This is a genomic window from Achromobacter sp. (genome assembly GCF_036567245.1).
Classification (GTDB): domain Bacteria; phylum Pseudomonadota; class Gammaproteobacteria; order Burkholderiales; family Burkholderiaceae_B; genus Achromobacter.
Genome location: NZ_DATCUY010000576.1, coordinates 1 through 7,192 on the forward strand (window position 1 = coordinate 1; position 7,192 = coordinate 7,192).

Here is a 7,192-nt window from a genome sequence, read left to right on the forward strand (position 1 = left end):
CAGGCCCGCGCCTGCTCGCGCGCCAGCGCCAGCTTGGGCTGGCCGCCGCCGTGGCCGAACAGGGCGCCGACCGCCACATTGTCCAGCACCGACAGGCCGGGGAAGGGTCGCATGATCTGGAAGGTCCGGCCTATGCCCAGGCGGGCGCGGCGATAGGCGGGCAATCCGCCTATCGGCCGGTCCTGATAGAGAATCTCGCCTGCGCTGGGCGCCAGCGTGCCGCTGATCAGGCTGACCAGCGTGGTCTTGCCGGCGCCATTGGGGCCGATCAGGCCGAGGATTTCCCCCTCGGCCAGCGTGAAGCTGACCTGGTTCACGGCCACCAGCCCGGCAAAGCGCCGAGTCACATTGCGCAGGTCGAGGATCGCGCTCATAGCCGGTGCGCCCGTATGTTGTCGACGAAGTAGCGCCAGCCCGACTTGCGGAAACGGCGCAGCAGGTCGGCCAGGCCGCGCGGCATCAGCACCACCGCCGCGACGATCACCGCGCCGAAGAACAGCCCCGCCACGCTGGTGATCTCGCTGGACAGCAGTTCCGAGATGGCCGACAGCGAGAACGCGCCCACCACCGGGCCGAACACGGTGCCCGCGCCGCCGAATACCGCCATGATGATCATCTTCACGTTCAGACTGATGTCGAAGGCGCTTTCCGGATCCAGGAAGGTGATCCAGTAGGCGTGGATCCCGCCGGCCAGCGCGCTGAATACGCCTGAGATGGCAAACGCGGTGACCTTGTACAGCGTGGTGTTCACGCCCATGACGGCCGCGCCTTCCTCGTTCTCGCGGATCGCGATCAGCCCGAAACCGAAGCGGCTGCGCGTCAGCCAGGCGATGGTGAGCGTGGCCAGCACCAGCAGGCCCAGGGCCAGTTCGTAGAACAGCGGATCGTTGTTCAGTGGCGGCAGCACCAGGCCGATGTTCTGTCCGGCCAGCCCGATGTTGGAGACGATGGCCGTCATGACCTGCGCCAGCGCCAGGGTGGCGATGGCGAAGTAATGGCCGCGCAGCCGCAGCACCGGCAGGCCCAATACCACGGCAAAAACCACGGCCAGCGCGACGCCCAGCGCCAGTCCCGCCGCGAAGGGCAGTTCCCACTGCGCCATGGCGATGGCCACGCCATAGCTGCCCAGGCCGTAGAAGACCGAGTTGCCGAAGGACGCGTAGCCGGCGTATCCGCCGATGATGTTCCAGCCCTGGGCCAGCACCGCCAGCAGCAGGGTGTTGATGCCGAACTGCACCAGCACGTCCGAGCCATACCAGGGCACGCCAGCCAGCGCGGCCAGCGCCAGCAATGCCAGCAGCACGCGCGGCGCCGTCATGCCGCTCTGCCCAGGAGGCCGCTGGGCTTGACCAGCAGCACCAGCACCAGAATCCCGAAGCTGGCCACGTCGGCGTAGGTCGGCCCCACGTATAGCGTGGTGAGGGATTCGACAATGCCCAGGAACAGTCCGCCCACCATCACGCCCAGCGGATTGTCCAGCCCGCCGATGATGGAAATGGCAAAGCACTTGGCGGTGAGCGTGGCGCCGATGTATGGATTGATCTGCGAGACCGTGCCATAGAGCCCGCCGGCCGCGCCTGCCAGCGCCAGACCCAGCCCGAACGTGACGGCGTAGAGATGGCGCGGCTCGACGCCATAAAGCCGGGCCGCGATCAGATTCTGCGCGGTGGCGCGGATGGCGCGCCCCAGGCGGCTGTGCAGCAGGAACAGCCACATTCCGAGCGTGAGCGCCGACGCCACGCCAAAGGCGGCCAATCGCGCCAGGGGCAGGGTCACGGGGCCGATGGCGTAGCTGTTGCCGGCGTAGGGCGGGTTGATGGTGCGGAAATCGGCCGAGAATGCCAGCTGCGCCAGATAGGTCAGCACGACCTCCAGGCCGAATGTGATGAGCAGCGTATTGAACATGGGCGCGCGCACCACCAGGTTCAGCAGGCCGCGCTGCAGGGCGTAGCCCAGCAGGAACATGGCGGCGGCCGTCAATGGCAACCCCAGGAAGGGATCGACGCCCGCGTCGTTGTACAGGTACCAGGACGCGTACGCCCCCAGCATGATGAACGCGCCGTGCGCGAGGTTGACGATGTTCAGCACCCCCCAGACCAGCGCCAGGCCTTGCGCCATCACGGCATACAGCCCGCCCAGCAGTATGCCGTTGACCAGGATTTGCGCGAGCAGATCCATCCCGTCCTCCCGCTGGCCCTAGCGCGCGTTCCAGGCTGGCATGGGGTACTTGGGCTGCGTGATGAAGCCCTTGGCGCCATAGATCTCGGCCAACTGATCGCCCTGCACCTGGATCACGACCTGAGGCAGGTCGATCTGCCCCTGCGCGTTGAACGCGACGGGGCCGTACAAGCTGTCGAACTTGATCTTGGCCAGGGCGTCGCGCACTTGCTGCGGCTTGGCGCTGCCGGCGCTTTCCATGGCATAGACCAGCGCTTCGACGTCGGCCACGCCGGACGCCGCGTGATAGTCCGGGTCATAGCCGAACTTGGCCTTGTAGGCGCGGGCGAACTGCTCGGCGTCGCCGAACCAGCGGTCCTTCAACGCGGCCGACGGCAGCCAGGCGGTCATGCCGAAAGCGTAGTCCGCGTCGCGCCCCAGCGCCTTGCGGAAATCCTCCGACGGCACGCCCACGGTGAAGGAGTACATCTTGGGCGCGACGGCCAGGCTCTTGGCCTGGCGCACGAAGTTCAGGATCTCGGTCTCGTGTCCCGCCACCAGCACCGCGTCCACGTTCTTGCTCTTGATCTGCGACAGCAGCGAGTTGAAGTCGGTGGCGTTGGTGCTGTAGCGCTCGTCCATCGTGATGGGTAGCCCCGCGGCCTTCAGCAGCGGGCGGGTACCCTGCGCCACCGACACATCGAAAGCGTCATCGGCGTACAGCAAGGCCACGTTGGCGGGCGCGGGCTTGAGCGCCTTCAACATCTCCACGGTACTGCCGAAGTAATTGCTGGCCGGCGCCAAGGTGCCGAAGATGTACTTGAATTTGCGCGAGAAGATCTGGTCCGAGGCGCCGCCGCCCTGGACCATGGGCACTTTGTACTTTTCCGAGACGGCGGAATCGGCCAGCGCGAAATTGCTGGCAAAGGGGCCCAGCAGCAGATTGGCCTTGTCCTGCGTCACCAGCTGCGTGTACTGCCGCACGCTCAGGTTGACGTCCGATTGGTTGTCGTAGATCTTCAGCGCCAGCTTGTGGTTGGCGTCACCAATCTTCACGCCGCCAGCGGCGTTGATCTGGTCCACCGCCATCTGATAGGCATCGCGGTAGTAGCGGCCGGTATTGGCGACAGGGCCGGTCAGTTGGACGGAAGCGCCCAGCAGGATATCGGGCGCGGGTGCCGCTGCCGCGGTGGCGCTGTGCAGGGCCAGTGCCAGGACGGGCAGGGCGAGCAATAGTCTCCGAGACATGATGATGTCTCCTGCAAGTTCTTATGCGGTCCATTCTCTGCCCCCGCGTTTACGTCTACCTGAACCCGTGGCCCGATCCGGCACTGGTTACATATTCTGACTAAGCTGATCAAATGAAACAGCGTTCCACGAACCCGTGATTTGGTTGTACATATTGCTAGCGGTCGCTTCGGGCGGCGTGGCCCCCTCGAAGCCGGCAGGCAGATAGAAGACAGATAAAACCGAGGAGGAGTCAATGCGTACGTTCAATCGCAGGGCCGCCGCATGGCTGGCGAGCGGGTTGATTGCAGTGCTGGCAGGCTGCGCATCGCCCGGAGGCAAGAAAGAAACCGTAGACATGAAGGGGCTGTCCCAGCCCGTGGAGATCGTGCGCGACCGGCATGGGGTGTCGCATATCTACGCGCAGAACCAGGATGACCTGTTCTTCGCGCAGGGCTTCAGCGCGGCGCGCGACCGCCTGTGGCAGCTCGACCTCTGGCGCCGCCAGGGCGAGGGCAAGATGGCCGAACAGTTCGGCCCGCGCTTCGTCGAGCAGGACCGCGCGGCGCGGCTGTTCCTGTACCGCGGCGACATGCAGGCTGAATTCGCCAGCTACCATCCGCAGGGCAAGGCCATCCTCACGTCCTTCGCGGCGGGCATCAACGCCTATGTCGATTGGGTCAAGGCGAATCCCGAGCAGATGCCGCCGGAATTCAAGCTGACCGGCACTGAACCCGGCTACTGGAGCCCCGAGACTTCGCTCATCCGCATCTACGGCTTGACGCGCAATCTCAGCGAAGAGGTCAGGATGGCGCAACGGGTCGCCGCGCTGGGCCTGAACGCCGTGCAGGGACTCAGCACCTTCGAGCCGCCGCTGGCCCTGCAGGTGCCTGCGGGCCTGGACGTGCGCCAGATCGACAACACGGTCCTGGCCGACTACAACCTGGCGCGCAACGGCCAGAAGTTCGTCGCCGCCGACTTCCCGCGCAGCCCGCTCGCTGCCGCCGAGCGCGACAAGCTCGCACGCGAACTGTCGGCCAGCATGCTGGCCTCGCTGGACCCCGCTTTCGATCCCATGGCGACCCGCTATGAAAGCAATAACTGGACCATAGGCGGGCAGCACACGGCCACGGGCAAGCCCATCCTGGCGGGCGATCCGCACCGTTCCATCACCATGCCGTCGCTGCGCTACATGGTGCACCTGAACGCGCCTGGCTGGAACGTGATCGGCGCCGGCGAACCAGCGCTGCCCGGCGTGTCCATGGGGCACAACGACCGCATCGCCTTCGGGCTGACCATCTTCGCCTTCGGCGACGAGGAAGACCTGTACGTCTACGACACCAACCCGGCCAAGCCCGACGAATACCGCTACAAGGGCCGCTGGGAGAAGATGCGGCAGGTCGATGAGTCCATCCCGGTGCGCGGACAGAGCGCGGCGGTGCGCCAGCTGAAATTCACCCGCCACGGCCCGGTCATCCACGTGGATCCGGTGCGCCACAAGGCCTATGCCTTGCGCGCGGCCTACCTGGAATTCCCCGGAACCGCGGCCTATCTGGCCAGCCTGCGGCTGAACCAGGCGCAGAACTGGAACGAATTCGTCGCCGGCATGGAGAAGCACTACACGCCCAGCGAAAACATGGTCTATGCCGATGTCGACGGCAATATCGGCTGGTTCGGCGGCAGCATCGCGCCGATACGTCCGCGCGCCGACTGGTCCGGCATGCTGCCCGTGCCGGGCAACGGCGACTTCGAATGGCGCGGCGTGCTGCCGGGCAATGCGCTGCCTCGCGCCTACAACCCGCCGGAAGGCTATGTCGCCACCGCCAACGAGTACAACCTGCCGGCGGACTACCGCTACAAGGACATGTCCGCGCGCACCTGGGCCGAGCCCTACCGCGTGCAGCGCATACGCGAGGTGCTGGCCGACAGCAAGGGGCAGACGGTCCAGGGCTCGCAAGCGCTGCAGTACGACAACCTGTCGATCCCGGCGCGTACCTTGACGGGCTACGCCAAATCGCTGAATTCGGCCGATCCTGGAACGTCGCAGGCCTTGAGCCTGTTGAAGGACTGGGATGCGCGGGTCGGCACCGAGTCGCGCGCGGCGACGGTCTACGAATTCTGGCTGCCCGAGGTGGTCAAGCGCGTGACCGAGCTGTACGTGCCCGCCAACGGCCGCGCGGCCTTCGGCAACCTGTCCACGGCCAAGACGCTGGAAAAGCTGGCATCCCCGGACAGCGCCTTCGGCCCGCAGCCGCAGCAGGGCCGCGACGCGCTGCTGCTCCAGGCGTTGAACGACGGCATGCAGAAGCTGCGCGCCAAGCTGGGTCCGGACTCCTCGCAATGGCAGTGGGGCAAGCTGCACCACATCCAGTTCGAGCACAGCCTGGCCAGCTTGCTGCCGCCGGCGACCGCCAACGCCTACGGCACGCCGCGTTATCCGGTCGGCGGCGACAACGACACGGTGCATCGCGGCACCTTCCGCGCCAGCGACTTCCGCCAGATCAGCGGCTCGTCCTATCGCCAGGTGATAGACGTGGCCAACTGGGACAACTCGCGCGTGCAGAACGTGCCCGGGCAGTCCGCCGACCCGCGCAGCCCGTACTACCAGAACCTGCTCAAGGATTGGGCGACGGGCGAGTATTTCCCCATGGCGTTCAGCCGCGCCAAGGTGGATAGCGAGAAGGCCGATACCTTGAACCTGCGCCCGGTACAGCGCTGATACAGGCGAGACCGCCCGTGGTCGAATTGACAAGGGTGCTTACCGACGGTTGCGTGCGTGCATGGCCTGGCGCAGTTAAGGTTTCGGGGTCGCACGGAATTCCCGATCCAGGAGACTGAGGCCCCATGCATTCCACGCAATCCTACAAAACCGTTGTTCCGCGCAAACCCGCAACCAGCTCTCGGATGGGCTGGCTGCGGGAGCGCACGCAGTTCGTCAAGGCGCTGTTGTCCAATCCCGCGGCAGTAGGCGCGGTAGCGCCTTCCGGCCCGGCGCTGGCGGCGGCCATCACCGCCTGCATTCCGCCCAGCGCCGGCAAAGTCCTGGAGTTGGGCTGCGGCACGGGTGTTTTCACGCGTGAAATGCTGCGCCGCGGGGTGGACCCCACACGTCTGGTGCTGGTCGAGCAGGACTCGGCCATGAGTTCCAGCTTGCGGAAGCAGTTTCCCGAGGCGGCGGTATTGCAGGTGGCGGCGCAGGATCTCTCACGCAAGCTCCATCCGGAGCTGGACGGGATCGGCGCCGCCATTTGCGGCCTGCCGTTGCGCAACATGAGCCAGGCGCATCATCACCAGTTGCTGGCCGCCGTGTTCGATGCCTTGCCTGCCGAGGGATCGATGGCCCTGTTCACCTATGGCGTGCGCTGCCCGATATCCACGGGCGTACTCGAGGCTTGCGGCTTGCGGGCGCGCAAGGTCGGTTTCGTGCCGCTGAATCTGCCGCCGGCTTCGGTGTACAGCTTGGCTCGGCAGGTCTAGGCTGTCCCGCCAGGCCGGTGGTTTGCCCTATCCAAACGAACTAGGGCAGCGTATTGCAAATAACTAATTGACACGAAAAGATCGCTCAACCAACATCGCAGGCATAACTATTGACGGCCTGAGACACGCGGGCGCGGGGCAGACTGCCACGTCGTAGCTGGCCGGCAGGGTTCGGGAACAACAACGATTCCCGGTCCCAACGAGGAGACTGCGATGCGTTCATCCCTGATCGAGAGCGCAGCGCGCCGACGCCTGTTGGCCGGCGGCGCGAGTGCTTTGGCTGCAGCAAGCTTGGGACGCGCGGCCTTGGCCGCGGAGCAGAAGGCCGCGC

Annotated in this window: 7 protein-coding genes; 2 read left to right on the forward strand and 5 right to left on the reverse strand. The window is 65.9% G+C overall.

Annotated features, from left to right (window positions below):
• From VIR09_RS24370 to VIR09_RS24390, 5 genes are all read right to left on the reverse strand, one after another.
• A partial coding sequence (locus VIR09_RS24370; protein ID WP_332015187.1) for an ATP-binding cassette domain-containing protein occupies positions 1-374 on the reverse strand: 374 nt, incomplete at its 3' end.
• Positions 371-1,318 (reverse strand): branched-chain amino acid ABC transporter permease, encoded by a 948-nt coding sequence (locus VIR09_RS24375; protein WP_332015188.1) that lies wholly within the window; start codon positions 1,316-1,318, stop codon positions 371-373. The genes VIR09_RS24375 and VIR09_RS24370, both read right to left, overlap by 4 nt.
• Positions 1,315-2,178 carry a branched-chain amino acid ABC transporter permease gene (locus tag VIR09_RS24380; protein ID WP_332015189.1) on the reverse strand — a complete coding sequence of 288 codons (864 nt, stop codon included), beginning with the start codon at positions 2,176-2,178 and terminating at the stop codon, positions 1,315-1,317. Before VIR09_RS24380 ends, VIR09_RS24375 begins: the two co-directional genes overlap by 4 nt.
• 18 nt (positions 2,179-2,196) lie before the next feature.
• Entirely contained in the window at positions 2,197-3,405 is a 1,209-nt protein-coding gene (locus VIR09_RS24385; RefSeq protein ID WP_332015190.1) for an amino acid ABC transporter substrate-binding protein, read from the reverse strand.
• Between the two features lie 87 nt (positions 3,406-3,492).
• Positions 3,493-3,744, reverse strand: coding sequence for a hypothetical protein (locus VIR09_RS24390; RefSeq protein ID WP_332015193.1), 252 nt, complete (start codon positions 3,742-3,744; stop codon positions 3,493-3,495).
• Between VIR09_RS24390 and VIR09_RS24395 the strand changes: the two genes are divergently transcribed.
• Both VIR09_RS24395 and VIR09_RS24400 read left to right on the forward strand, forming a co-directional pair.
• Positions 3,641-6,103 (forward strand): penicillin acylase family protein, encoded by a 2,463-nt coding sequence (locus tag VIR09_RS24395; RefSeq protein WP_332015191.1) that lies wholly within the window; start codon positions 3,641-3,643, stop codon positions 6,101-6,103. The genes VIR09_RS24390 and VIR09_RS24395 overlap by 104 nt on opposite strands.
• A gap of 125 nt (positions 6,104-6,228) precedes the next feature.
• Positions 6,229-6,861, forward strand: a complete 633-nt coding sequence (locus VIR09_RS24400; protein ID WP_332015192.1) for a class I SAM-dependent methyltransferase — start codon at positions 6,229-6,231, stop codon at positions 6,859-6,861.
• The last annotated feature ends 331 nt before the right edge of the window (positions 6,862-7,192 follow it).